16 protein-coding genes are annotated in these 22,451 nt (G+C 72.2%); 8 read left to right on the top strand and 8 right to left on the bottom strand.

The genetic code is table 11. The features are described 5' to 3' along the window. Positions 1-626 (top strand): phosphopantetheine-binding protein (locus BIV25_RS45820; protein ID WP_256257225.1); only part of this gene is annotated, 626 nt, incomplete at its 5' end. A 202-nt stretch (positions 627-828) separates the two neighbouring features. On the opposite strand, the gene BIV25_RS45825 is transcribed toward BIV25_RS45820, so the two are convergent. The 6 genes from BIV25_RS45825 to BIV25_RS45850 form a co-directional block, all read right to left on the bottom strand. Beyond that, positions 829-1,542 carry a LuxR C-terminal-related transcriptional regulator gene (locus BIV25_RS45825; protein WP_256257226.1) on the bottom strand — a complete coding sequence of 238 codons (714 nt, stop codon included), beginning with the start codon at positions 1,540-1,542 and terminating at the stop codon, positions 829-831. A 450-nt stretch (positions 1,543-1,992) separates the two neighbouring features. Then, positions 1,993-4,887 carry an AAA family ATPase gene (locus tag BIV25_RS45830; protein ID WP_143076848.1) on the bottom strand — a complete coding sequence of 965 codons (2,895 nt, stop codon included), beginning with the start codon at positions 4,885-4,887 and terminating at the stop codon, positions 1,993-1,995. 561 nt (positions 4,888-5,448) lie between these two features. Further along, positions 5,449-8,325 carry a helix-turn-helix transcriptional regulator gene (locus tag BIV25_RS45835; RefSeq protein ID WP_071378542.1) on the bottom strand — a complete coding sequence of 959 codons (2,877 nt, stop codon included), beginning with the start codon at positions 8,323-8,325 and terminating at the stop codon, positions 5,449-5,451. Positions 8,326-8,534: 209 nt separating this feature from the next. Next, positions 8,535-9,944: an acyltransferase gene (locus BIV25_RS45840; RefSeq protein ID WP_071378543.1), complete on the bottom strand. Its 1,410-nt coding sequence runs from the start codon at positions 9,942-9,944 to the stop codon at positions 8,535-8,537. 5 nt (positions 9,945-9,949) lie between these two features. Further along, positions 9,950-11,170, bottom strand: coding sequence for a cytochrome P450 (locus BIV25_RS45845; protein WP_071378544.1), 1,221 nt, complete (start codon positions 11,168-11,170; stop codon positions 9,950-9,952). 67 nt (positions 11,171-11,237) lie between these two features. After that, positions 11,238-12,461, bottom strand: coding sequence for a cytochrome P450 (locus BIV25_RS45850; RefSeq protein WP_256257227.1), 1,224 nt, complete (start codon positions 12,459-12,461; stop codon positions 11,238-11,240). A gap of 330 nt (positions 12,462-12,791) precedes the next feature. Here BIV25_RS45850 and BIV25_RS45855 point away from each other — a divergent pair, with 330 nt between their 5' ends. The 4 genes from BIV25_RS45855 (at position 12,792) to BIV25_RS51940 (ending at position 16,167) form a co-directional block, all read left to right on the top strand. Beyond that, positions 12,792-13,001, top strand: coding sequence for a ferredoxin (locus BIV25_RS45855; protein ID WP_071378545.1), 210 nt, complete (start codon positions 12,792-12,794; stop codon positions 12,999-13,001). 47 nt (positions 13,002-13,048) lie between these two features. Then, positions 13,049-14,299, top strand: a complete 1,251-nt coding sequence (locus tag BIV25_RS45860; RefSeq protein WP_071378546.1) for an activator-dependent family glycosyltransferase — start codon at positions 13,049-13,051, stop codon at positions 14,297-14,299. Between the two features lie 78 nt (positions 14,300-14,377). Beyond that, complete coding sequence (rfbB, locus tag BIV25_RS45865) at positions 14,378-15,382, top strand: dTDP-glucose 4,6-dehydratase (RefSeq protein WP_071378547.1); 1,005 nt, start codon at positions 14,378-14,380, stop codon at positions 15,380-15,382. Beyond that, positions 15,376-16,167, top strand: coding sequence for an AfsR/SARP family transcriptional regulator (locus tag BIV25_RS51940; RefSeq protein ID WP_071378553.1), 792 nt, complete (start codon positions 15,376-15,378; stop codon positions 16,165-16,167). The genes rfbB and BIV25_RS51940 overlap by 7 nt, the downstream gene beginning before the upstream one ends. Before the next feature lie 30 nt (positions 16,168-16,197). On the opposite strand, the gene BIV25_RS45875 is transcribed toward BIV25_RS51940, so the two are convergent. Next, complete coding sequence (locus BIV25_RS45875) at positions 16,198-17,199, bottom strand: NAD(P)-dependent oxidoreductase (RefSeq protein ID WP_071378548.1); 1,002 nt, start codon at positions 17,197-17,199, stop codon at positions 16,198-16,200. A 207-nt stretch (positions 17,200-17,406) separates the two neighbouring features. Between BIV25_RS45875 and BIV25_RS45880 the strand changes: the two genes are divergently transcribed. After that, a complete protein-coding gene (locus tag BIV25_RS45880) occupies positions 17,407-18,015 on the top strand; it encodes a dTDP-4-dehydrorhamnose 3,5-epimerase family protein (RefSeq protein ID WP_071378554.1) in 609 nt (202 codons plus the stop codon). A gap of 49 nt (positions 18,016-18,064) precedes the next feature. Then, entirely contained in the window at positions 18,065-19,288 is a 1,224-nt protein-coding gene (locus tag BIV25_RS45885) for a macrolide family glycosyltransferase (protein WP_071378549.1), read from the top strand. 79 nt (positions 19,289-19,367) lie between these two features. On the opposite strand, the gene rfbH is transcribed toward BIV25_RS45885, so the two are convergent. Continuing rightward, the gene (rfbH, locus tag BIV25_RS45890; protein ID WP_071378550.1) at positions 19,368-20,669 is read right to left on the bottom strand and encodes a lipopolysaccharide biosynthesis protein RfbH; all 1,302 of its coding nucleotides are present in this window, start codon (positions 20,667-20,669) and stop codon (positions 19,368-19,370) included. 260 nt (positions 20,670-20,929) lie between these two features. Here rfbH and BIV25_RS45895 point away from each other — a divergent pair, with 260 nt between their 5' ends. Beyond that, a complete protein-coding gene (locus tag BIV25_RS45895; protein WP_071378551.1) occupies positions 20,930-22,294 on the top strand; it encodes an acyltransferase in 1,365 nt (454 codons plus the stop codon). The last annotated feature ends 157 nt before the right edge of the window (positions 22,295-22,451 follow it).

Consider the following 22,451-nt stretch of genomic DNA (forward strand, 5'->3'; position numbering starts at 1 on the left):
GTCGTCGTCCCAGCCCCCTCCTCGCCGACCTGCCCCAGGCGGCCGCCGCGGCCATGACCGCGCTTGAGGCGCCGTACGATGCCACCGGTGCCGGCGCGGGGCGGCCCGCCCTGGTCGAGCGCATCGCCGCGCTGCCGCCCCAGGGGCGGGCCGACACCCTCCTGGAACACGTACGGCGTGCTGCGGGCAAGGCGCTGGGGCACGGCGACACGACCGCGCTCGCCGCCGAACGGGCCTTCCGTGACATGGGGTTCGACTCGCTGACCGCCGTGGAGCTGCGCAACACGTTGATCGCGGACACGGGTCTCGCACTGCCCGCGACCCTGGTGTTCGACCACCCCACGCCGGCCGCCCTGGCCCGGCATCTGGACGCCGAACTGTCCGGGAAGAACGAGACCGTGGCGACCATGCTGGCGGATCTGGAGACGGGTATCGCCCGCATCATGAAGGCGGATCCGGACGACGACGCCCGCGCGCTCCTCGGCGCCCGGCTCAGGACGCTCCTGAGCGAGATCGAGCTCGTCGGTGCCGGATCCGACGGGGACGGCCCGTCCCTCGGCGAGCAGTTGGACGGCGCGAGCGACGAGGAGCTGTTCGACCTCATCAGCCGCGAGCTGGAGCAGTAGCCGCGGGGAAGTGCCGCCGGAGGCCGGACACCGTTCCGGTCTTCGGCAACGTCCCTGTCCCGTCGGCGCGTCGGCGCCGGGCACGCGTCGGCGGCCGCACCGTCCGAGACGGTGCGGCCGCCGACACAGCTGTTGGGGGTGGCCCGGATCGACGCACAGCGGGACTGGTGCGCCAGGCGTCAGGCCGGTGGCGAAGGTGTCGCTACTTGATGAAGTCCGGCAGTACCCGCGGGGGCCACTGGCCGACGGTCAGCATGCCCATGGAGTGGGCACGCGCCACGAGGGCGGCGCGGTTCGGTGCCTTCAACTTCCGCAGCATGAGGCCGACGTGGTATTCGACGCCCTGCCGGCTGAGGTAGAGACGAGCGGCGAGCTGGACCGTGGAGGCGCCGCTGGCGACGCCCTCCAGGACCTGTGCGTCGAGCTTGCTGAGAAGCCGCTCGCCGGGGTTGAGGACTCCCTCCTCGGAGTCCGTGTCGGGTGCGTGGGCGTCCGGCCTGACCTGTACGACGATCCCGGCCAGCAGTCCGGTGGTGTTCTGTACGGCGATGCCCGTCAGTTCTCCGGAAAAGGCCCGCCCCTCGTCGCCCAGGCCGACCATGCGCTCGGCGAAGCGGTTGCAGCGTCCTTCCGACAACCGGTTGAAGTGCCGGTTGAGTACAGAGGGCGAGCTGGGGTGCAGAAGATCGTAGAGGCTCCGTCCGCAGATGTCGGCGGACGTTCTGCCGAACTGGCGGGAGAAATCATGCTCCGCCGCCACGATGTGCATGTCGGTGTCGATGTGTGCCGTGTAGAAGCGACGGCTGCTCTCCGTGCGATGTCGGTGATCGGGCTGAGTTCGGTGAAACTCCGAAGGAGTGCGCGGGGCCGCCGCCCTGTCCCTGTTGTGCCAGGGCCCTGTTATTCGCGTGGTCACTGCGACGCACCGTCTTTCTGCATTCAGATGTGGGGAATCTGTTACCCGAAGGCATATTTGATCGGACGCGATACTGCTTCTTCCGGTTCCGAGATCGGCCGGTCCCCCGTTCCTGCGCGCATCTGATCAACTGTGATCGAGCCTAGGAATATGCCTACAGACGGGTCAAGCAAACTTTTGCGTGGCTCCAAAACACTGTGGTTCGGTGGTTCGGTGGTGCGGTCACGCGGACCCCGTGGCGCCGGTGACAGCCGAGACGCAGCCCCCTGAACGGCCAAGAGTCACCTCAAGTGACCAATTGGTTTCGTTGCGTAGTCCGGTGTGTGTCGTGGCCGGGGTCGTCGCCGGCGGTGCGCGGGAAAGACTATCGGGGCGGGCGTGTGACCGTTTCTGGCGGAGCGGTGCCCGGTTGCCGCCCGGTTACTGTCCAGTTGGCGCTCGGGGAAGGGTTCACTGCTCGGCGTCATCCCCCGTGAGCGCTCCGGCCAGCCCGGGACGCCCGGAGATGCCAAGTTTCCGATAGGAGTTCGTAAGATGTTTCTCCACCATTCGCGACGACGTGCCGAGTTGACTTGCGATGTCCGAGTTGCTAAGTCCTGCCGCCGCGAGGCGTGCGACTTTGCGTTCTGAGGGCGTCAGCCTGTTGCCGCGGGCTTCCGGTTCCCTTGTTCTCTCGGTCAGTTTGCTGCCGATTTTCCTCGCCAACGCGGGGGCGTCATGTTCGTTTGCCAGTCGGTGTGCCCGTTTGAGGGTTTCCGATCTCCGGTTGCGGTGGGTTTCGCGATGAGTTCCCAGGGCGTACAAGGCCCGGCACAGTTCGTATACGTTGCCGCTCTTCTCCAGGACCGTGACGGCCTCTTCGAGCAACTCGGGGCCCTTGCGTCCGGAGGTGACCCGGCCGAGGACGATCAGGCCGCGTCCCAGCGCGGTTGGCGCCCCCCAGGCCCGGGACCTGTCGAGCTCCGACTGCGCTGCGGCGATGGCTTCTTCGTGCTCGCCCAGGCGGTGGTGCATGAGGGCGGCGCACGACGACCATGGCAGGACGACCGGGTTCAGCCAGCCGATCTGCTCGGTGCGCCGGCCCGCCGTCCGGTAGTGGTCCAGCGCCGTGCGGGGTTCGTCGCGCCGGGCCGCGAGCGAGCCCCGCGCCACGTGCAGAAGCGCGGCCAGGTGCTGGTTCTCGGTGTGCAGCCGGTGCTGGGTGAGGAGTTGTTCCGCGAGCTCGGGCTCGTCGGTGTTCATCGCGACGATCGAGAGGACCGCCGCGCAGACGGTGGGCAGACCGCTGGCCTCCGGGCCCGCGAGGGCGTCCGCCTGGACGACCTTGTCCCGGGCGTAGGTCCGGTGTCCCTCGGCGAGCGCGACCAGAGCCTGTTCGCAGCGGATGACGGCCTGTTCCACGTCACCGCCGCGGCGCTGGGCGAGCCGGTGCGCCTCACGCAGCCAGTTGGCCGCGCCCTCGGTGTGCTCCGCGCCGGCGAGGATGTTCACGGCCAGCGGCACCGTGCTGTGGACATGGTCGGGGACGGGCCGCTCCTGCTCCAGAATGCGGGTGCACAGGCTCGCCAGGCGCTCCGCGGGCACGGCACCCGCCACGAACGCGATGTGCATCAGCGACGTGACCAACTCCCGTTCGCCCGGGGTGGCCAGCCGGGGGGAGGGGCCGAGGTCGCGCAGGCGTCGTAGGGCCCGCTGGATGTGTGCGGGATCCTGCGCCGACAGGACGTGCTCGCGTGCCTCCAGGCGCAGTGCCAGCTCGCGTTCTGTCGTGTCCCCGGTCTCCGAGCGGCGCAGCTCGTCGGCGATGGAGGCCCGGATGGCATCGATGCGGAAGGCGGGCGGGTCCATCTGGAGCGGTCCCAGCCGCAGCATCGCGTCGGCCCGTTCCCGCACCGTGGTGAGCAGCGGCACGGCCTCCACCACGTGCCGGAGCGAGGCGGCTGTCGCGAAACTGCGCTCCGAGGTGGCGAGATCGACGAGCAGCCGCGCCCTGTTGTGTCCCGAGAGGGACGAGTCGAGGAGGGCGGGGCGCAGATAGCGTGCCGCGTCCCGGGGCGAGCCGCGGCGCTGCGCACTGGCCGCGGCGGTGCGCAGGATCTGGACCGCCTTCGGGCCGCGCAGCGTGATCACCGCCATCAGCTGCTCCGCGGCGAGTTCGGCCGGGTGGCCGGTGCGGTGCAGCAGTTCGGCCGTCACCCCGCGCATCACGGTGCGCTCCTGGGCGGGCATGTTCTCTTCCAGCAGGTCCCGCAGCACCGTGCCCGAGGTGAGCCGGTACGAGCGCCGGTCCACGAGTCCGGCGAGGCGCAGCACTTCGACGGCCTGTTCCCGCCCCGCGTCGTCGAGTTCGGCGAGCCGGGCCACGAACTGCTCGTCCGCCGCCGGGCCGAGCAGGGTGAGTGCGTAGGCGACCCGCCGCACCTGGTCGGGCTGCGACCGCAGGAACGCGTCGAGACGCTGGCGTACCCGCTCGGGGCGCAGGGTGGCCACGACGACGGCGTCCGTCGCCGTCGGACGCAGTCTCAGATACTGGGCCTCGTCCAGCACCGTCCGCAGCAGCAGCGGGTTGCCGCCGGAGCGCGTCGCGACGGTGTCCACGAACACCGGGTCCGTCGCACCACCGAGGGACTTCTCCACCAGCAGACGCACGCTGTTGAGGCCGAGCGGTGAGAGTTCCAGCGTCTGGTCGGACACCGGGTCGTCGGACCGGAACGGGCTGTCCGGGCACCGGGGTTCGGCCCGGTAGTCCTGGGGGGCGAGCAGGTCACGGACGTGCTGTCGGGTGCCGCGTACATCACCGGGCAGCACGGAGAACACGAAGAGGATCCGCCGACGCGCGCGCCGTGCCAGCGACACGGCGAGCGCGTGCAGGGACCCGGTGTCCGCCCACTGCAGGTCGTCCACCAGGAGCACCACCGGACGGTCGTCCTGTATGCAGCCCAGCAGCACCGTCAGCCAGCGGGGAGCCTGCTGCCGGCTGAGCGCGGACCACGCGGGGGTCGCCGCGGGCGTGCCGTCCGCGGGGGCCGTGCGCGAAGTGCCCCCGGGCAGTGAGGCGTCCGCCCGCCGCAGCCAGCGGGCCATGTCGTCGGGCGGGACGACCCCGCGCAGCGAGTCCAGTAACTGCCCGACCACGCCGAACTGGAACGGCTCCTCGGCGGCGGACGCCTGGGCCCTGAGGAGGACGAACCCGTGGTCACGGCTGAGGGCCGCCAAGGACTCCAGGAACGTCGAGCGGCCCACGCCCAGCGGCCCCCGGACGACGAGAAGTGAGCCCTCCCCGGCCTCGGCGCGGCGCAGGGCGGCGGTGGCTTGCGCAAGGGCGGACTCGCGTTCTAGTAACACCGTGCTGGTACTCCCTCGTACGCGGGATGCCGACCTTGTCGGCGGAACTCTGCGGTCGCTGTGCTGCCCGGGACCGGCGGATCGGCCGGTGCCCCGGGCCGGCACAATCCCCCGGTTCAGGAGGCCGGGACGCGGCGCGGGTGGCGGCGCGTCTCCGCGGGACAGCGCGTGGAGAGTTCATGGCATCGCTCATACAGAAGGAGTCCTGAAGGTTCACTCACAGCCGCTTGACATCCGAGTATCAGCAGATCACAGCCAGGGGTGCACCAGCAAGAGGGCTCGTAAAGTCCGCAATAGGATCGGGCTTGTGCGCCAAATTGCACAAGGCTCGGCCGAGTCCGCTCGTCGGGTCCCTGGCCAGGGCTTGTTCGGCTGTGACGGCGAGGACGGGGCGGCGCTCGTGAACGCCGGAAGGCGCCCTGGGTGTCGGGGGAATGGAATCGCGGGGGGAATGCTTAATGATTCCTGAATGAAGGTCAAATGGCTGTGTCAAGCGGAACGGAAACTGGCGGCATTCCGGTAGGATTACCGATCGCGCTCGGAGCGTCTCCGCGTGGACCGTCACTGCTCGTGCTCGGAGTTGTCGATGTTCTCCGACTCCAGTACGTCCCGCAGCTGCCGCCGCCCCGACAGGCCGAGCTTGCGATACACCGAGGTCAGATGAACCTCCACCGTCCGCTGTGTCACGTAGAGGGACTCGGCGATCCACGCGTTCGACCGGCCGGACGCCGCGAGGCGGGCCACCTGGGACTCGCTCTGTGTGAGCGCTCCCAAGCCGCGGGAAACGGGGCGGCGCGGCCGCGCGCCGGTGGCGAGCAGTGCCCGGTGGGCGACGGTGTAGAGGGAGCGGGACCCGACGTCGTACGCCTCCTCCCAGCCCTGCCGCAGCACCGCGCGGGCGTCCTTCGTGTATCCGAGGCGCTGGAGTGCCTTGCCCCGGGCGACCCGCACGCGGGCGCGTACCAGGGCGGCCCGGGTGCCCATCAGCACCTGCTCGGCCTCCTCCAGCAGGAGCGGCCGTTCGCCGTCGCTCGCCGCCGCCCACAGTTCGAGTCCTGACCCCAGGGCGCACGGCAGGCCCGCGGACCGGGCACCGGTCACGGCCTCCTCGGCCAGCGCGGCGGCCGCGCCGCGGTCGCCCAGGGCGAGATGGGCGTGCCCGGCCCAGTACCACCAGGGCGAGACGGCCGGACTGATGCGCTGCCATTCCGCCTGCCGGCGCGCGCACTCCTTGAGAACTGCCAGCGCCCGCTCGTGGTCCTTCGTGTCCAGATGCAGCCGGCCGCGGGCGCACAGCACCTCGTTCCACTGCCAGGAGTCGTCCGGAACGGGGTCGGGTATCTCCTTCTCCAGGAGGATGGCCTGAGCCAGGTCGCCCCGGTCGAGCAGGGCGTGCAGCCGTACGGCGAGCGGCAGCGCCTCGTACCGGCTGGCACGCGAGACCGTCACGTCCTTGAGGGCGGTCGCGGTGGCGCGCAGCGCCGGGTCGAGCGAGCCCAGCCGCTGGTGCGCTTCCGCGCTGAGGGCGAGCAGGCTGGGATAGGTCTGGTCGAGCAGCGCGTCGGTGCCTTCGAGGAGCCGGTGGTAGCTGCGTTCGGCCTCGTGCGGCAGGTCGGCGTAGAGCAGGACCGAGGCGGCCGTGGCGAGGAAGAGCGGGGCGTCGTTGGTCGCCGTGCCGCGGCTGATGACGGCGCGGGCCGCGGCGACCGCCTCGGCGACCCGGTCCAGGCGGGTCACCGAGACGGCGGCACGGGCCGCGAGCAACGCGCGTTCCTCGGGAGTGTCGCCGGGCAGGGCGAGGTCGAAGGAGACGGCCTCCAGCAGCTCGGTGAAGGCGGCCCGGTTGCCGGTGGCCGCCATCAGCAGCCGCGCTTCCAGGAGTTGGGGATCGGCCGTGCCGGACAGCGGTACGGCCGTCTCGGCGCGGTAGCGGCTCAGGAGACCGACGGCCCGGGCCACCTGTCCCTGCCGGGTGAGCGCCTCGGCGAGCGACCTGAGGGCCTGCAGCCGCAACTCCCGCCCGGTCGCCCGCTCCAGCGCCGTGCTCAGGTGGCGGACGCTGGCCTCGGGATCGATCCGGCTCTCCGCCACGCCGAGTTCGACGAGCAGGCTCGGTTCGCAGTCCTCCTCGGTGCCCTCGGGCACGCACGGGCGCAGCAGTTGCATCGCGCGCATCGGGGAGGCGCGCAGCATGGCTTCACGGGCGGCCTCCCGCAGCACCGTGCGGGCCCAGGACTGGTGCGTCGTGGACGGCGCCTGGCGCAGGTGCTCGGCCACCTCCTCGGGGCTGGCCCCGGCGTCGTGCAGCAGCCGGGCCGCCCGGCCGTGTGCGATGTCGCGCTCCTCCTCGGACATCTCGCCCAGGACGACGTTGCGCAGCAGGGTGTGGGCGAAGGACCAGGTGCCGTCGGCGTTGGAGGTGACCAGACCGATGAAGACGAGGGCCAGCAGGGAGCGGGCGAAGACGGCGCTGTCCAGCAGGGCCAGGCGTGCACCGGTCTCCGGGGAGACCTCGTCCCCGAGCACGGCCAGGGCGCGGGCCGCCCGGACGGTGGCCTCCGGGTGCCGGTGCAGCAGGCGCGCCGCGCGCACCCGGAACGCCGGGATGTCCTGTTCGCACACGGACGTGAAGCGGTCGGCGGTGAGCGGGAGTTGCTCATCGCGCAGCGACGTCAGGAGCCGGGTCACCATCAGCGGGTTGCCGTTCGTGGCCGCGAGGCAGGACGCCTGGAAGGCCGCGTCGGTCTCCGTGCCGAGCAGCCGTCGCGCCAGCAGACCGATCCCCGCACCGGTCAGCGGCCGTGGCCGCAGCACCCGGCACAGGGGGAGGGCGGCCACCTCGTTGAGCGCCGGTACGTGTGTACCGCTGCGGCGGGTCAGCGCCATCAGGACGGGCAGTCCCGCCATGCGGCGCGCGCCGTGCGCGAGGAAGCGCAGCGACGCGGCGTCGGCCTCCTCCGCGTCGTCGACGACGATCGCCAACGGGCCGTTCTCCGCGGCCGACCGGACGACCTCCTGCAGTTCGCCGAGCACGTCGAAGGGCACGCCGGCCCCGTCGGCGTCGGCAGGTCCTGGTACCTGCGCGTCCGGGGCGGCGGGGCGCGGTGGCCCGGGCCAGGTGATCGGCGGCATGCTCTCGACGTCGAGGCCGGCCAGCAGGTCGCGGATGGTGCCCAGCGGCAGCCGGTGGTCCTGCCGGCCGGCGCGGGTGTGGACCACGCGCAGGCCGTGGGCCCGCGCCTCGGCGATCAGGGCCTGCAACAGGCTCGACTTGCCGATTCCGTCAGGGCCTTCGAGCATGACGAGACCGGGTGCCCCGGCCGCGGTCCGGCGCGTGAGCTCGCCGAGGAGGGCCAGTTCACGCTCGCGCTCCACCGGCTCCGGGTCCGGTCCGTCCGGCTGCCGTTCCCGGGAGCTGTCCCCATGCGCAGTGATCATCGCCCTGTACCTCCCTCCCGGAACGCCGGTGGCGCCCGGGACCTGTGTCCGCCCCCAGGGGATCGACCGCACGGGCCGGCCACGCCGACCCGGCATCACTCCCCCCATGGGCCATTTTGGCCCATACCAGGTGGGGAGAGGCACATGATCGCGCTTTTCCCGCGGCCCGCGCCCTGATCCCGCCCCCGTCGCCGTCCGGCCGGCAGGCGTCACGAACCGACGGGCGCCGCGCCGCGGGCGTGCAGCCGTTCCCGCCACGGCGGGGTGTGCGCGAGAGCGGCGTCGGACTCGGGCAGGCACAGATACACGTCCCGGCCCCCGTCCTCCTCCGGCGTGGGCGCGATGTGCACCGTCGGCACCGGCAGGTCGGGGAACTCGTACCAGAAGGGGCGTCCCGCGCCCAGGTCGATCCGGTACAGCGGGAACTGCGACCAGTTGTTGACCGACAGGGACGTCGTCGACACGTCGGGGGCCCGCACCGACATCACGTGCCGGGACACACCCTTGCCCCGGTAGGAGCCGAGGAAGGCGATCTCGTCGCGGATCTTGTCCTCGGTGTTGCTGTCCAGACAGCGCCGGACGTCCCGCGCCACGGCCCCGAGCGGCAGCTCGCGCAACCGGGCGGCGGTGAGCGAGGTCCAGCTGTTGCTGACGCAGTTGCCCCAGTACGACGCCGGCAGCGCGTCGCCCAGCCGGCTCTGCGCGCCGACGATCAGCCCGAGCCACTCCGCGGCGTCGGCCGGCCGGTCCCGCAGCCGGCCCAGCACCTGCCACAGGTGGGCGGTGAGCGCGTCGTTCGTCGACACCCACGCGTCGGCGTCGGGCAGGGTCCGCTGGGCCTCGGCCTTGAGCGCGGCCAGTTCCGCCGCGCCGAACCGGGTGGTGACGGTGGCGAGTCTGTTGACCCCGACGCGCAGCGTGGTCGCCAGGTGCCGCACCCGGCCCACGGCCACGAACGCCCGCCCTGCGCGCGTGGCGGGGTCCGCGGACAGCCGGCCCAGCGCGTCCAGCACCCCACGGTCGTGGCTGGGCTCCTCCCACGGCAGCCCGAGGTGCTCGCGCGACCAGCTCTCCAGGAAGGCGACGGTGCTGCCGCCGTCCGCGAGGCTGTGGTTGATGAGCACGCCGAGGATCGAGCCGCCGCCCCGCATCTGCGTCAGCCGGATCTTCAGCAGCGGAGTGTCCCGGCCCACCACGCGAAACGCGCTCACCTCGCGCAGCAGTTCCCCGATGACCGGCTCGGCGCGCAGGCCATGGCCGTACTCACGCATCGGGTCGGGGCAGGACGCCTCGGTGAACCGGACACCCGCGTCGTTGCACAGCACGCTCAGTCCGCCGTCCGCGTCCCGCTCAAGGCGTCCGGCCAGCAGGGGGTGGCGGCGCAGCGTGCGCGCCAGCGAGTCGCGCAGCGCCGCGCCGTCGAGGGTGTCGCGGTAGAAGAACGTCAGCGGGGTGTACCACGGCCCGGTCAGCAGGTCGTAGCCGGTCAGCCGGATCCGGGCGCCGTCGGCCGTTCCGGCGCGTACGGTGTGCACCCGCTCCACCCGGCTGTCGACGGTCGTGCGGAACGCGGGCAGGTCCTGCTTCGCCCCACGCCGCGCGGAGCCCTTTCGTGCCATGACCGTCAGTCCCAGGCCACGAGCAGCTGGTCCACGCCGTAGTGCACCGCACGGTCCCGCAACGGCACCTCCCCGGCCGGCGCCGCCAGCCGCAGCGAGGGGAAGCGCTCGAACAGGCTGCGCAGTCCGATCCGCATGCTGGCCCGGGCGAGATGCTGGCCCAGACACTGGTGCGCGCCGAAGCCGAGCGCGAGGTGCCTGCGCGGGACCCGGGTGACGTCGAGCCGGTCGGGGTCGCTGAAGACCTCGGGGTCGCGGTTGGCGGCGGGCAGCGACAGCACCACCGTCTGGCCGGCCTTGATCGTGGTGCCGCCGATCTCGACGTCCTCCAACGCGCAGCGGCTGGAGCCCATCTGAGAGATCGTCAGATAGCGCAGCAGCTCGTCCACCGCCCCGGCCTCGTACAGCTCCGGCCGCTCGCGCAGCAGGGCCAGCTGGTCCGGGTGCTCCAGCAGCGCGAAGGTGCTCAGGGCCAGCATGTTCGGCGTGGTGTCGAGCGAGCCGCCCAGGGTGAGGACGGCGAGGTTGACCAGCTCGTCCTCGCTCAGCTCGCCGGTCGCCGCCAGCCGGCCGAAGAAGTCCTCGCCCTGCTCCGCCATCCGCTCGCGCACCATCGGACGGATGAGCCCGTCCATCGACTCCACGTGGTGGATGAACTCCTCCAGCGTGTACGTGAGCGTCATCAGCGCCGAGAAGTGCTCCTGGATGCCGTCCATCAGCTCCGGCGAGACGTCCATCAGCGAGCACACGGAGCGCAGGCTGACCTTCTCGGCGAAGTCGGTGACCAGGTCCGCGGGCGAGCCCTTCGCGGCCATCTCCGCCAGCGCCCCGTCCACGATGCGCGTCAGCTGCGGCTCGTACTGCTGGATGCGCCGCAGCGTGAAGTGGCCCGCCAGCAGCCGCCGGTACTTGGTGTGCTCAGGGGCGTCCATCTTCGCGAACGACCCGGGCGGCGAGGGCTGCGGCGCGTACTCGGTCATCGGGAACGGCGGCGCGACCACGTGCGCCAGCAACTCGTTGCGGTGGCTGAAGCGATCGTCGGCGAGGATCTGCCGGACCAGGTCGTGACGGGTCACCAGCCAGCCCGACGTGTCCTTCGGCGCCACCTGGAAGGTGACGGGGCTGACCGGCTGCTCGGCACGCAGCCGGGCGTACTCGGTGGGCGGGTCGAACGGGCACTTTCCCCGCTCCGAGGGGATCACGGGCGGGCCGGGCCTGGTCTTCATGGGGTCGCTCCGTCGCGAGAGGGGCCGAGGCTGAGGGGATGGGGGAGAGGCATGGGGCGAACCGGCCTCACGCGCGCTGCACGCGCAGGGGCAGATGCCGGGCGCCGAAGACGTTGGTGCCGTGCCAGCTGAGCCGCGCCGCCGGGTCGACGGCGAGGCCGCTGTACCGGTCCAGCAGGGCGTCGAGCGCGATCCGGCCTTCGAGCCGGGCCAGCGGCGCCCCGATGCAGTAGTGGATGCCGTGCCCGAACGCCGCCTGCCGGGCGTTGGCCCGATCCGGGCGGAACGCGTCCGCGTCCTCGAAGACCTCCTCGTCCCGGTTGGCCGACAGCAGCCACAGATGCACGAGGGTGTCGGGGCCGACGTCCGTGCCGGCGACGACGGTGGCGGCCGTCGTGACCCGCTCGATCCGGGTGAACGGCGGGCGCAGGCGCAGTGTCTCCTCCAGGACCGCCGGGACCAGCGAACGGTCCGCGCGCACCCGCTCCAGCAGCTGCGGATCGCGGTCCAGGCACAGCAGCGCGTTGCCCACGAGCACCGAGGTGGTGATGTGCCCGGCGAGCAGCAGCAGCGTCGCGAAACTCGCGATGTCCTCGTCGTCCAGCCGCTCGCCGTCGAGTTCGGCGCCGACCAGGGTGCCCAGCAGGTCGCCGCTCGGCTCCGAGCGGCGGGCCTCGATGAAGCCCTGGAGGTACGCGGAGATGGTGACCGCGGTCTCCTCCATCCGCCGTACGCTCTCGGGGTCGTCCGGGTCGGTCGACAGCAACTGGTCCGCCCAGCCCTGGAACCGGTCGCGGTCCCCGGTGGGCACGCCCAGCATGCGCGCGATGACCGTCACCGGCAGCGGGTTGGCCAGGGCGTCCACGAGGTCGAAGGCGTCCTCGGGGGCGGCGTCCAGCAACTGCCCGGTCAGCTCGGTGATCCACGGCTCAAGACCGGCGATCAGCCCCGGGGTGAACGCCCGGCTGACCAGACGGCGCATCTTGCCGTGCAGCGGCGGGTCCAGGAGCAGCAGCGTGCCCCGCGGGGCCTGCTTCTCACCGCCCGACAGCCGGCCCACCGTGTCCGAGGAGAACGTCGCCGGATCGGCGAGGATTTGCTGCACGTCGGCGTGGCGGAAGACGTGCACGTTGCCGTTGCCGTCCCGCCACACGGGCTGCTCCGCGCGCATCCGCGCCGCCCAGGCCAGCAGCGCGACGCCGCCGTCGGGCTCGACGGTCGGCGGGCGTTCGAGCCGGACGCCGGCCCCGGGCGTCGGGTCGAGCACGTCCGAGGTGCCTTGCTGCGCCACCCGGATTCCCCTTTCGCAGATGTCGTACGACGGTCCCGCGGGCGCCGTCCGTTTCACCGGCGCCGCCGCCCGATCGCCCGGCCAGCCCAACACGACGGCGCCGCACCGGGCCAGCGAGGGCGGCGCTGTCTAGGGATTCACCCGAGAACCGGCGCCCACCCACAACCCCCGCCCCGCGCAGACCGGTTCCCGCGGCCCGCACGCCGGCCGAATCTCTGGAGGAAACCCCAGACAGCTGCCCACGCACGGCCGATCCCCGCACCGGCACCGCAAGATGGGCTCGCCCCGGCAACCCATCGGTCCGGCACGGCGAGCGCTCAGGAGGCCCGCATGGACATCGCGATCGACCACGACAGGTGCATCGGCGCCGGCCAGTGCGCCCTCATCGCCCCCGAGGTCTTCGACCAGGGCGACGACGGACTGGCCCTGCTGCTGGCCGACCGACCCGGCGCGGCACAGGCCCCCGCCGTGCGCGAGGCGGCAGAGTCCTGCCCGCTGAGCGCCATCACCGTGACGGAGGACCGGGAGCCGGCGGCCTGACCGCCGGCCCGGACCGTCCCCACGGAACCGACTGAGGAGAGGAATCCATGCGCGTCCTGTTCGCCGGCCTGCCGGAGAAGTCACACGTCTTCACGATGGTGCCGCTGGCCTGGGCCCTGACGGCCGCCGGACACGAGGTGCTGATGGCCAACGCGCCATCGCTCAACGAGGCCGTCACCGGCGCCGGACTGGTGGCCGCACCGATCGGTACCGACCACGACGACGTCCACCGCGACATGGCCGTCGCCCGCGACTCGCAGGACGCCGACGTCGCCAACTGGAGCCGCCTGGGCTACGGCGACGTCGACCACGCGAGCCTGGTCGAGCGGTACTCCATCAGCGTCCCCTACGGGTTCGCCCGCTACAACGCCCCGATCCTCGACGACCTCGTCGCACTCGCCCGGGACTGGCGGCCCGACCTCGTCGTACGCGACCCGATCGCGTACGCGGGCGGCATCGCCGCACGCGCCTGCGGCGCCGCGCACGCGCGCCTGCTGTGGTCCGCCGACGTCTACGGCCAGGCCCGTGCCACGTTCGTCGAACTCGCCCAGGACGTACCGGAGGACCGGCGCGCCGACCCCCTCGCCGACTGGATCGACGAACGCGGGAGCGCCTACGGGGTACGCTGCGACGAGGAGCTGCTGAACGGGCAGTTCACCCTCGACACACTGCCGCCCAGCCTCCGCCCGCCGAGCGACCTGCACCAGGTCTCGATGCGGTACGTGCCCTACAACGGCCCCGCGGTGCGGTGGCAGTGGCTGCGCGAGGAGCCCAAGCGGCCCCGCGTCTGCGTCACCCTGGGCCGCACCAACACCGAGGCCTACGGCGGCGACTACGTCGATGTCGCCGAACTGCTGCGCGCCCTGTCGCGGCTGGACGCCGACATCGTCGCCGCCCTCATGCCCGAGCAGGCCGAGCAGCTGGACAACCTGCCCGCCAACGTCCTGGCCGTCAGCGGAGTCGCGCTCAGCACCCTGCTGCCGACGTGTTCCGCCGTGGTCCACCACGGCGGCTGGGGCAGCTTCTCCACCGCCCTGGTCAACGCCGTGCCGCAGCTCGCCATGTCCACCCTCGTCGCGGACCAGGAACTGCGCGGACGGTCCCTGGAGGACGCCGGCGCCGGCTTCTTCCTGCACCACGGCGACGCCGACCCCGACCGGGTCACCGACCTCACCCGGCAGCTCCTGGAGGACCCCTCCCACGCTGCCGCCGCAGGCCGGCTGCGTGACGAGTCCGCCGCCATGCCCACCCCGCACGCCACCGTCGCGGAACTCGAACGCCTCGTCGCGGCCCGCTGAACCCCGGCTCGACCGCACACACCGTCAGAAAGGAGGACGGCGCCCGCTCGGTACGCCCGGTGACGCGCCGCACCCACGATGAGTCAGACGCGCATCCTGGTGACCGGCGGTGCCGGCTTCATCGGCTCCCACTACGTCCGGACGCTGCTCGGGGCCCTCGGCCCCGACGACGTCACCGTCACCGTACTCGACGCCTTCACCTACGCCGCCAACCTGGCCAACCTGGCCCCGGTGGCGCACTCCGACCGCTACCGGCTCGTCGTCGGCGACATCTGCGACCGCGAGCTGGTCGACGGGCTGATGGCCGAGCACGACCAGGTGGTGCACTTCGCCGCGGAGTCCCACGTGGACCGTTCCCTGGCCAGCGCCGCCGAGTTCGTACGCTCCAACGTCCTGGGCACCCAGACCCTGCTGGACGCCGCCCTGCACCAGGGAATCGAGCGGTTCGTGCACATCTCCACGGACGAGGTCTACGGCTCCATCCCGGCGGGCTCCTGCTCCGAGGAACAGCCGCTGCACCCCAACTCGCCGTACGCCGCCTCCAAGGCGTCCAGCGACCTGATCGCGCTGTCCTACCACCGCTCCCACGGCCTGGACGTGTGCGTGACCCGCTGCTCGAACAACTACGGGTACCACCAGTACCCCGAGAAGATCATCCCGCTGTTCGTCACCCGCCTGCTCGCCGGCCAGAAGGTTCCCCTCTACGGCGACGGCCTGAACGTGCGCGACTGGCTGCATGTCGACGACCACATCCGCGCCGTCGAACTGGTCCGCACCCGGGGCCGCGCCGGAGAGGTCTACAACATCGGCGGCGGCACCGAACTGGACAACCGCGGTCTGACCGAACTCCTCCTGGAGGCCTGCGGCGCCGGCTGGGAGAGCGTGGAGTACGTCACCGACCGCAAGGGCCACGACCGCCGCTACTCCGTGGACTGGCGCAAGGCCCACGTCGAGCTCGGCTACAAGCCGCACGTCGACTTCACCGAGGGTCTCGCCGAGACGGTCGCCTGGTACCGGGACAACCCCGACGTGTGGGGCCGGGCCACCCGGCCCGGTCAGGCGACGGGGACCGCACCGTGCTGACCTGGCGCACCCTCGGCGCGCTGCGGGTGTCGGCCGACGGCCGTGACGTCACTCCCACGGCACCGAAGGTCCGCCAGGTGCTGGCCCTGCTGCTCGCCCGCCGCAACTCGGTCGTCTCGCTGTCCGCGCTGACGACCGAGTTGTGGGCGGAGGACCCGCCGCGCAGTGCCACCGCCACCGTGCAGACGTACGCGTACCAGCTGCGCAAGGCGCTGCACGGCGGCGAGGACCCCGGTCCCGGTGAGCCCGGCCCGCTCGTCACCCACGCCCACGGCTACCTGCTGCAGGTCGGGCCGGGCGAGTGCGACGCGGAGGAGTTCGCCCACCTCACCCGCCTGGCCCGCACGGCACTCGCCGGCGGCGACCCGGCCGGCGCCGAGGCGCTGCTCGACCGGGCCCTCGGGCTGTGGGACGGACCGCCGTTCGCCGACATCACTCACGGACCGGCCGTGCACGGGCACGCCCTGCGCCTGAAGGAACTCCACCTTCAGGCGGAGGAGTTGCGCGTCATCGCCGGGCTGCGCCTGGACCGGCACCGTGAACTCGTCGGCGAGCTGAAGGAGATCGCCTGCGCACGGCCGCTGCACGAATGGTTCCAGGGCGCTCTCATCATCACCCTGGAGCGGTGCGGCCGGCGCAGCGAGGCGCTGGAGGTCTACGGGCGGCTGAGCGCCCAACTCCGCGACGAACTGGGCCTGGACCCCTCACCGGGCCTGCAGCGGCTGCGCCAGCACGTGCTGACCGACCGTGTCAGCACGGCCGACCTGGACCTCCTGCCCGGCTGACCTACCGCCCACGGCGGCCCCGCCGCCCGCTCACCCGCCGGCGGCGGGGCCGTCCTGCTGCCCGGCCGCGGCCTGCCACAGGTCCTGCACCATGTCGCGGGGCGTGCGCCGCGGCTGCCAGTCCAGAAGCGTGCGCGCCGCCGACACGTCCACGGCCATCCAGTCGGTGTCCGTCCCACGCGACTGCGCGACCGGACGCTCCACGAGCCGGGCGGGACGGCCGCTGATCGACATCAGCAGGTCCACCATGTCCCGCACCGGCTGCGAGACGCCGCTCGCGATGTTGACCACGCGTCCGCCGGCACCCGGCGAACGCAGGGCCGCGACGACGGCCCGCGACACGTCCTGCGCGTCGACGAAGTCACGGCTGCTGCGCAGCGGTGACACCCGCACCTCGGCCGTCCGCCCCTCGGCGGCGCCCTCCAGCAGCTGCGCGGCCACCTGGCCGAGCAGGCTGCCCCGGGGGGTGCCGGCGCCGATCACGTTCGACAGCCGCAGCACCACCGCGTCCGCCGTACCGGACTCGGCGGCCCGCAGCACCGTACGCGTGCCGTGCAGCTTCGTCCGCCCGTAGTCGGTGGCAGGCTCCTCCGGCGAGCACTCCGTGAGCCACACCCCCCGGGGCTGCGGGCTGTACTCGTGCACCGAGCCCAACTGCACCAGTCGCGGCCGCGGCCCGGCGGCGGCCAGCGCGGTGAGGAGCCGTTCCACGAGCAGCTGGTTGCTGCGGTGCATCCGGTCGGCCGTGGGCGACCACACCTCTCCCGCGGCGTTCACGACGCCCACCGGACCCGCCTCGTCGATCAGTTCGACCAGGGCTCGCGGTTCGGCGTCGGCCAGGTCCATGGGGTGGAAGCGCCAGGACGCCGGTGTCTTGCGGGGGTGACGGGCGACGGCGAGCACCTCGTAGCCGGCCTGTTCCAGGGCGGCTCCCACATGACGGCCGACGAATCCGGTCGCCCCGAGAACCAGCACGCGGCCGGACCCCCTGTCCGCACCGTGCGGCCGTCCCAGCGCACCGACCTCCGGCATGCCGTCTCTCCTCCCGGATCCGCGCACCGCGCATCCGTTCACCGTCGCTGCCCCGCCCGATCGCGGGTCTGACCGCACCACTGAAGCAGCCGCCGATCGAGGATCGCTCCAGACCTCATCGACCTCCGTCGGCCCTCATCGAGCCGGAACGGTCCACCGACGGCTCTCGATCGGTCCTCGATCCCGACGCCCTACGGTGTGGCCACCATGAAGGTTCGAGAGATGGCCGTGCCGGACGCGTACCACATCACGCCGCACCAGATCCGTGACGAGCGCGGCAGCTTCTACGAGTCGTTCCGGCACGACAGGCTGGCCGCGGAGATCGGCCGCCCTGTGCCCGTGGCGCAGGTGAACTACTCGGTGTCGCGCCGCAGCACCCTGCGCGGGCTGCACGGCACCCTGCTGCCACCGGGGCAGGCCAAGGTGGTGTGCGTGGTGCGCGGCGCCGTCCTCGACATCGTCGTGGACCTGCGGGTGGGCTCCCCCACGTGGGGAGTGCACGAGGCGAACTGGCTGACCGCCGAGACGGGCGAGACGCTGTTCGTCGCCGAGGGCCTGGTGCACGGCTTCCTCGCCCTCACCGACGACACCTGTGTGTCGTACCTGTGCTCCACCGAGTTCGTGCCCGGCACCCAGGTGGACATCGACCCCTTCGACCCCGATCTCGCGCTGCCCTGGAGCCTGTCGGAGGCGCCCCTGATGTCCGAGAAGGACCTGAAGGCGATCTCCGTCGCCGAGGCCCGGGACACCGGGCTCCTGGCCCGCTACGAGGACTGCCTGGCGCACTACGAGGCGCTGAGGGCGGACGCCCGCTGATCCACCGCCGCGGCCCTGACCGGGCCGTCAGAGACCCTTCGGAGAGCCGATGCCGCCCGGCACGCCCACCCCCTCGCGCCACTACGCGCTGCTCCTGTTCGCCGACTACGGCCACATCGCCCCCACGCTGGGAGTGGCCCGCGATCTCCTCGCCCGCGGCCACCGCGTCACCTACGTCGTCGACGAACGCTTCGCACCGGTCGTGACGGACTGCGGCGCGAGCGCCGTCACCTACACCTCCGCGCGCGGCGACTTCTACCGGGCCGCCGACCCGAACCCGGACCGGCTCGCCCGCGACGGCTACGACCTCCTCGTCGACACCGTGCGCACCGTCTACCCCACCGCCCTGGACGCCCTGGCCGGCGACCCGCCCGACGTCGTGGTCTACGACTTCGAGACGGTCGCCGCCGCCCGCGTGCTCGCGCGGGTCCTGGGGGCCGTACCGGTACAGGTCTGCCCGAGCCATGCCGCCAACGAGAAGTTCTCGCTGCGTGCCCAGATGTGGGACCCCGGGCACCCGCTGATGGCCGAGGGCGCCCAGGTGATCATCGGCTTCATGGGCGAACACGGCATCGGACTGGACGAGATGGGCCGCTACGGCGCCGAGTGGGACACCCGCAACCTGGTCTTCCTGCCGCGCGCCTTCCAGATCGAGGGGGACAGCTTCGACGACCGGTTCGCCTTCGTGGGCCCCACGTTCGGCGAGCCCGAGCCCGGCCTCTGGTCGCCGCCCGGCGACGGGCGCCGGGTCGCCCTGGTCTCCCTGGGCACCGAGGCGGGGGACCGCGGCGACTTCTTCCGCCTGTGCGCCGAGGCCTTCCCGCCGGCCGACTGGCACGTCGTCATGACCCTCGGCCGGGGCAGCGACCCCGCACAGCTCGGCCCGCTGCCGGCCCACGTCGAAGCGCACCCCTGGCTGCCGCACCCCGCCGTGCTGCCGCACGCCGACGTGTTCGTGTGCCACGCGGGCATGGGCAGCCTGATGGAGTCCCTGTCCTACGGCACCCCCGTGGTGGCCCTGCCGACCGCCCATGAACTTGTGCTCAGCGCACGGCGGTTGGAGGAGTGCGGGGTCGGCCGCGCCCTGGACCGGAGCGCGCTGACCGCCGAGCGTCTCGCCGGCACGGTGGCGCATCTGCTCGCCGACCCCGGCACACCGGCTGCCCTCGCCGCCCTGCGCGACGCCATCCGCACGGCGGGCGGCGCCCCTCGCGCCGCCGACCTGCTGGAGACGTGGGCCACGCAGGACCCGGCGGCGCCCGCGGCCGGCTGAGCGTACGACAGCACGTGCGACGGGGTGGGTCCCGGCACCGCCCGGTGCCGGGACCCACCCCGTCGGCGTCCCGCGGGACTCAGTGCGGCAGGGTCACGTACTCCATGACCGTGTCGATGCTGTAGTCGATCATCTCGTCGGTCAGTCCCGGGTACACGCCGATCCAGAACGTCCGCTCGGTCGTGATGTCACTGTTGGTCAGGGGACCGCTGACCCGGAACTCCCGCCCCTCGTAGGCCGGATGACGGGTCAGGTTGCCCGCGAAGAAGCGGCGGGTGGCGACCTTGCTGGACTCCAGGTGGTCGATGAGCGCGGCGGGCTCGAACGGCGCGCCCGGCTGCACCGTGATGGCGAAGCCGAACCAGCTCGGGTCACTGCCCGGGGTGGCCTCGGGGAGCAGCAGGTGCGGCAGCCCGTCCAAACCCTCCCGCAGCCGGGCCCAGTTGTGGCGGCGCTTCTTGCCGAACTCGTCGATGCGGCCGAGCTGCTGGAGTCCGAGCGCCGCGGAGACGTCCGTCGACTTCAGGTTGTAACCCACGTGCGAGAAGATGTATTTGTGGTCGTAGCCCTCCGGCAGCGACCCCATCTGCTGCTCGAACCGCTTGAAACAGCGGTTGTCCTCACCCGGCTCGCACCAGCAGTCGCGGCCCCAGTCGCGCATCGACTCCACGATCCGGGCCAGGATCAGGTTGTCCGTCAGCACACAGCCGCCCTCGCCCATGGTGATGTGGTGGGCGGGGTAGAAGCTCTCGGTCGCCAGGTCACCGAAGGTTCCGGTCAGCTGTCCGTCGTAGGTGCTGCCCAGGGCGTCGCAGTTGTCCTCGATGAGGAACAGATCGCGGTCCTGCGCCAGTTGGGCGATCTCACGCACCTGGAAGGGGTTGCCCAGCGCGTGCGCCATCATGATCGCCCGGGTGCGCGGGCCGATCGCCCGTTCCACCCGCTCCAACGACGCGTTGTAGGTGCCCAGTTCGACGTCGACGAAGACCGGCACCAGACCGTTCTGCAGGATCGGGTTGACCGTCGTGGGGAACCCGGCGGCAACCGTGATCACCTCGTCGCCCGGCTTCAGCCGGTCCTCGCCCAGCTGCGGCGAGGTCAGGCTGCTCAACGCCAGCAGATTGGCCGACGAACCGGAGTTGGTGAGATGCGCCTTGCGCAGACCGAAGTACTTGGCCAGCGCCCGTTCCAGCTTGCGCGAGCTGACACCGGCGGCGATCCGCATGTCGAGCGCCGCCTCCACCAGTGCCACCCGGTCGTCCTCGGTGAGCACCGCTCCGGACGCCAGCACCGGCGTGCTGCCCGGCACGAACCCCGACGAGGCGGTGGAACGGTGGTACTCCCGCACCAGGTCGAGGATCTCGGTCTTGTCGTTCCCCACGGCTGATGGCCTCCTGTTGTGTACCGGTGGGGACGATACGTACGGCCGGCTCGCAGTCGAAGCGGGTCCCCACGCCCGTATCGCATTCGATCGGGGGAACTCCAGAGCAGCACGCGTGCCCACCCGCGGGCCAGGCACACCGGACGATTCTAGGGAACCACCAAAAGGCTGCGGGACTGGGGATTTCATCGTCCCGGATCCGGCACTGTGAAGTAGCCCAGCTTTCGTGGGGCATTCGTCCATCCCTGGAGCCGCAAGCGATGAAGTACGGCCGCCCGCCGGGCAAACCCGAGCGCACCGTCGTCCTGCGCGGGGGAGGTACGTCCGGTGAGCGCGTCCGGCTCGGCGTCCACGACCTGATGAACGGCACCTTCGCCACGCCGCGCGCCTTCTTCTACCGGCAGACCCTGGACGCGGACGCCCTGACCGACTCCCTGCGCCGCACCCTGGTGCACTATCCGCTGCTCACCGGGCGCCTCGTACGCGACGACGACGGCGGACTCAGCGTGGTGTGCAACGACGCCGGCGCCGTCCTCGCGGTCACCCGCTCCGACAGCGCCATGCCGGACTACGGGCCCGACCGGTCCGCCCGGGGGGACCTGCGCCGCTACATCCACTCCGTCAACGCCTTCCGCGTCGTCGGCCACGACACCCCGCTGCTCACCGTCAGGGTCACGCACATGCGCGGCGGCGGCTCCGTGCTCGGCGTCAGTATCAACCACAGCGTCGTCGACGGCGCAGGCTACCTCGACTTCCTGCACCACTGGTCCCGCACCCACGCGGGGCATGACCTCCCCGGACCGCCGTACGACCGTTCACTCATGGACGGCCTGGCCGACGATGTGCCCCCCGAGCCGGACGACCCGCAGTACGAGGTCGTCACCGGACGGCGCAAGTTCGGGTTCATCTGGAAGGTCAACGCCCGCTCGCACAGGATGCGCACCATCACCGTCCGCTTCACCGCCGCGGAGGTCCTCGCCCTGCGCGAGACCGCACGCGCCGGACAGGACCGCGACCGGCCCCCCGCCTCCAGCGGCGACGCGCTCGGGGCACACCTGTGGCGGGTGTTCGGCGCGCTGCGCGACCGCGCACCCGAGGCCGAGGAGCGCCTGGGCGTCGTGGTCGGCCTGCGGACCGCCCTCAAGGAGCGTCTCCCGGACGGCTACGGGGGCAACGCGGTGTCGAACACCACGGCCGTGCTCCGGGCCCGCGAGCTGCGCGAGGAGCCCCTCGCCCATGCCGTCGGCGCGGTACGCGCCGCGCTGGACCGTGTCACGCCCGAACGGGTGCGTCAGGAGACGGCCTTCCTGGCGGCGCAGCGGCGCGCGGGACGCTCCGGACGGGTCCTCAGCCGGATGTCGCTGGACGCGTTCGAGGGGACGGTCGCGCTGAACAACGCCAGCCGACTGCCCGTGTACGCGCTGGAGTTCGGCGCCGGCCGGCCGTTCTGGTTCGAGTTCCCGGCCAACCCCATCCCCTGGACGGTGCTGATCACGCCCACCCCGGACGAGGACCACGGCCGCGACGTCCGCCTGAGCATTCCCCGCGAGGCCGCGGACGCGCTGGCCGACCCACGGTGGGCCGCACGTCTGCACAGCACTGCCGACCGGCTCGGCAGCCCCTGATCGCGGGTCCCGGTCCCGACTTCCCCCGGCCGGGACCGGGACCCGCTTCCCCCTCGCGAAGGGCCTGCGGACACCGGTCGACGGTGCCGGCAGGCCCTTCGCGCATGCGACGGAGCTACGCCTGCGCGGCCTTGCGGAGGGCGTCGACGCGGTCGGT

The sequence above is a fragment of the Streptomyces sp. MUSC 14 genome, from assembly GCF_001866675.1.
Taxonomy (GTDB): domain Bacteria; phylum Actinomycetota; class Actinomycetes; order Streptomycetales; family Streptomycetaceae; genus Streptomyces.

Excerpts from the sequence above, each read along its gene's own strand:
- BIV25_RS45835 (WP_071378542.1), bottom strand. The coding sequence starts at position 8,325 with ATGATCACTGCGCATGGGGACAGCTCCCGGGAACGGCAGCCGGACGGA.
- BIV25_RS45840 (WP_071378543.1), bottom strand. The coding sequence starts at position 9,944 with ATGGCACGAAAGGGCTCCGCGCGGCGTGGGGCGAAGCAGGACCTGCCC.
- BIV25_RS45845 (WP_071378544.1), bottom strand. The coding sequence starts at position 11,170 with ATGAAGACCAGGCCCGGCCCGCCCGTGATCCCCTCGGAGCGGGGAAAG.
- BIV25_RS45855 (WP_071378545.1), top strand. The coding sequence starts at position 12,792 with ATGGACATCGCGATCGACCACGACAGGTGCATCGGCGCCGGCCAGTGC.
- BIV25_RS45860 (WP_071378546.1), top strand. The coding sequence starts at position 13,049 with ATGCGCGTCCTGTTCGCCGGCCTGCCGGAGAAGTCACACGTCTTCACG.
- rfbB (WP_071378547.1), top strand. The coding sequence starts at position 14,378 with ATGAGTCAGACGCGCATCCTGGTGACCGGCGGTGCCGGCTTCATCGGC.
- BIV25_RS45875 (WP_071378548.1), bottom strand. The coding sequence starts at position 17,199 with ATGCCGGAGGTCGGTGCGCTGGGACGGCCGCACGGTGCGGACAGGGGG.
- BIV25_RS45880 (WP_071378554.1), top strand. The coding sequence starts at position 17,407 with ATGAAGGTTCGAGAGATGGCCGTGCCGGACGCGTACCACATCACGCCG.
- BIV25_RS45885 (WP_071378549.1), top strand. The coding sequence starts at position 18,065 with ATGCCGCCCGGCACGCCCACCCCCTCGCGCCACTACGCGCTGCTCCTG.
- BIV25_RS45895 (WP_071378551.1), top strand. The coding sequence starts at position 20,930 with ATGAAGTACGGCCGCCCGCCGGGCAAACCCGAGCGCACCGTCGTCCTG.